We start from the raw sequence: 2626 nt of genomic DNA on the forward strand, positions 1-2626 counted from the left end.
GATCGGCTGCACCGCGCGCTGGCGCTGCTGCGTGTCGTGCTCACCGCCAACATGGTGGCGCTGAACCTGTTCCGCTACGACAACTTCTCCCGTCCCCACCTGGCGCTGGCGATCATCGCCGCCCTGGTGCTGTGGACGGTCGCGATGATCTGGGCCTATGCGGCCCCGCGACGGCGCACGCCGTTGCTGCTGGGGCTGGACCTGGCGGTCGCGCTCGCCGCCCTGGTCTCCACGCTGGAGGTCAAGGGCAGTTGGTTCAACGCCTCCGTGCCGGGCTTCTGGGTGGCCGGTGCGCTGCTGGCTTGGGCGATCCACTGGCGCTGGATCGGCGGCCTGCTCGCTGCCGCGCTGCTCAGCATCGTCGACCTGTCGATCCGCGACTCGATCTCGCAGACCAACTACGCCAACGTCTTCCTGCTGTTGATCGGTGGCTCGATCGTCGGCTACATGGCGGGCTCGCTGCGCGAGATGGCCGCCTCCCGGGCGGTCGCGGAGCGGGCTGCGGCGACGGCGGCCGAGCGTGCCCGGCTGGCCCGCGCGGTGCACGACGGCGTGCTGCAGGTGTTGGCGCTGGTCCAGCGCCGCGGCCGCGAGCTCGGCGGCGAGGCGGCCGAGCTGGGGCGTCTCGCGGGCGAGCAGGAGACCGCACTGCGCTCGCTGATCCGCCAGCAGGACGTCACCTCGTCGGCGGGGCACCAGGGCGCCGAGACGGACCTGATGGTGCGCCTGGAGCAGCTCAGCACCGGTCGTGGCTCGCTGCAGGTCCACCTGGCCGGCCCTGGTGCCCGGGTGATGGTCGAGGAGTCGGTGGCAGCCGAGCTGGGCGCCGTCGTCGAGGAGTGCCTGGCCAACGTCGTCCGCCACGTCGGTCCGGATGCATCGGTCTGGCTCTTCGTCGAGGAGCTCGGCGACCAGGTCGCGCTCAGCGTCCGCGACGCCGGTCCGGGCATCGATCCCGCGCGGTTGCAGCAGGCGCGCGAGCAGGGGCGGCTCGGCGTCGCGGAGTCGATCCGTGGCCGGATCGCCGACCTGCACGGCACCGCCATCCTGACCACCGCACCCGGCCAGGGTGTCGAGTGGGAGTTCAGTGTTCCCCGCAACCAAGAGGCACGATGACGATCCATCCGGGACATCCCTTCGCTCAGCCCGAGGACGCGCGCGACCAGGTGCGCCGGCTCCGCGGCCGCCTCGGCGGCGCGGTGTCGCTGTGGACCTCGGGCACGGGCGCCGCTCGAGCCGGGCTCACCGTCTCCTCGGTGATGATCGCCGCCGGCGAGCCGGGGCGGGTGCTCGGACTGATCGACCCCGACTCGGCGTTGGTCGACACCCTCGCGCAGACCCACACCGCGGTGGTGGCGCTGCTGGAGTGGCCGCACCGCAACCTCGCGGACGCCTTCGCCGGGGTGGCACCGGCTCCCGGCGGGCTCTTCGCCCAGGCTGCGTTCGCGGAGACCGCCTGGGGGCCGCTGCTCGAGGGTGTGCGGACCTGGGCCGGCGTCCGGGTCGAGGAGGTGCGCGAGGTCGGGTGGTCGCAGCTGGTGACCGCCACCATCGAGCAGGTCAGCATCGGTCCCGAGGAGCGCCCGCTGGAGCATCGCCGCGGCCGCTACCAGGAGCCGACGGCGCACAAGTAGCCGCCGAGGGATGTAGGTGCGCCCTCGGGGTGGCGGCATCGTCTACGGTGGCGCACATGAGCGAGCAGGACGCGGGCGCGATCAGGGTGATGGTGGTCGACGACCACCCGATGTGGCGCGACGCCGTCGAGCGGGACCTGGCCGCGGAGGGCTTCCAGGTGGTCGCGGTGGCGGCGACCGGCGACGAGGCGGTGGTGCGCTTCACCGCCACCCGGCCGCAGGTGGTCGTGCTGGACCTGCAGATCCCCGGCCCCAACGGCGTCGAGGTGACCGCGCACGTGGTCCGCACCGATCCGTCCGCCCGGGTGCTGATCCTGTCGGCGTCCGGTGAGCAGGACGACGTGCTGGCGGCGGTCAAGGCGGGCGCCACCGGCTACCTGGTGAAGTCCGCCTCGCGGAGCGAGCTGATCGACGCGGTGCGCCGGGTCGCGGCCGGCGACACGGTCTTCACCCCGGGCCTCGCCGGGCTGGTGCTGGGGGAGTACCGCCGGCTGATGGACGGGCCGTCCTCTGACACGCCCCAGCTGACCGAGCGGGAGACCGAGGTGCTGCGGCTGGTGGCCAAGGGCCTGTCCTACAAGCAGATCGCCGAGCGGCTCTTCCTCTCCCACCGCACCGTGCAGAACCACGTGCAGAACACGTTGCGCAAGCTGCAGCTGCACAACCGGGTGCAGCTCACCCGGTGGGCGATCGAGCAGGGCCTCGACGACTCCGACCCGGAGTGAGGCTCACAGACCGCGCAGGTGACGCTCGGCCCGCTCCCGGGCCGTCTGCGCTGCGCTGAGGTCCGAGCGCGCGGTGCGCAGGTGGGCCCGGGCATCGTCCAGCTCCGCGTCGATCTCGTCCTGCTCGGACTCGTGCTCCTCGAGCCGGCGCCGCAGCTCGTCGATCTCGGCCTGGAGCTGGAGACTGCGCGCCTCCAACGTGTCGACCTCGTCCGCTGCGGCCGTCGCCGCCTGCTGGGCCCCGGCGACGTCGGCGTCGGCGTCGGC

General features: G+C 73.0%; 3 protein-coding genes and 1 pseudogene. 3 read left to right on the forward strand and 1 reads right to left on the reverse strand.

The features are described from left to right. The 3 genes from macS to ABD151_RS05025 all read left to right on the forward strand — a co-directional run. Window positions 1-1116: MacS family sensor histidine kinase (macS, locus tag ABD151_RS05015; RefSeq protein WP_343991941.1), on the forward strand; the 1116-nt coding region annotated here is incomplete at its 5' end. Further along, window positions 1113-1634, forward strand: coding sequence for a flavin reductase family protein (locus ABD151_RS05020; RefSeq protein ID WP_343991943.1), 522 nt, complete (start codon window positions 1113-1115; stop codon window positions 1632-1634). The genes macS and ABD151_RS05020, both read left to right, overlap by 4 nt. A 56-nt stretch (window positions 1635-1690) precedes the next feature. Beyond that, entirely contained in the window at window positions 1691-2359 is a 669-nt protein-coding gene (locus ABD151_RS05025) for a response regulator (protein ID WP_343991945.1), read from the forward strand. Window positions 2360-2362: 3 nt separating this feature from the next. Here the strand turns inward: ABD151_RS05025 and ABD151_RS05030 are convergent. Continuing rightward, window positions 2363-2626 (reverse strand): annotated as a pseudogene (locus ABD151_RS05030) (hypothetical protein); the annotation flags it as partial.

Source organism: Nocardioides dubius (assembly GCF_039528155.1).
GTDB lineage: Bacteria > Actinomycetota > Actinomycetes > Propionibacteriales > Nocardioidaceae > Nocardioides > Nocardioides dubius.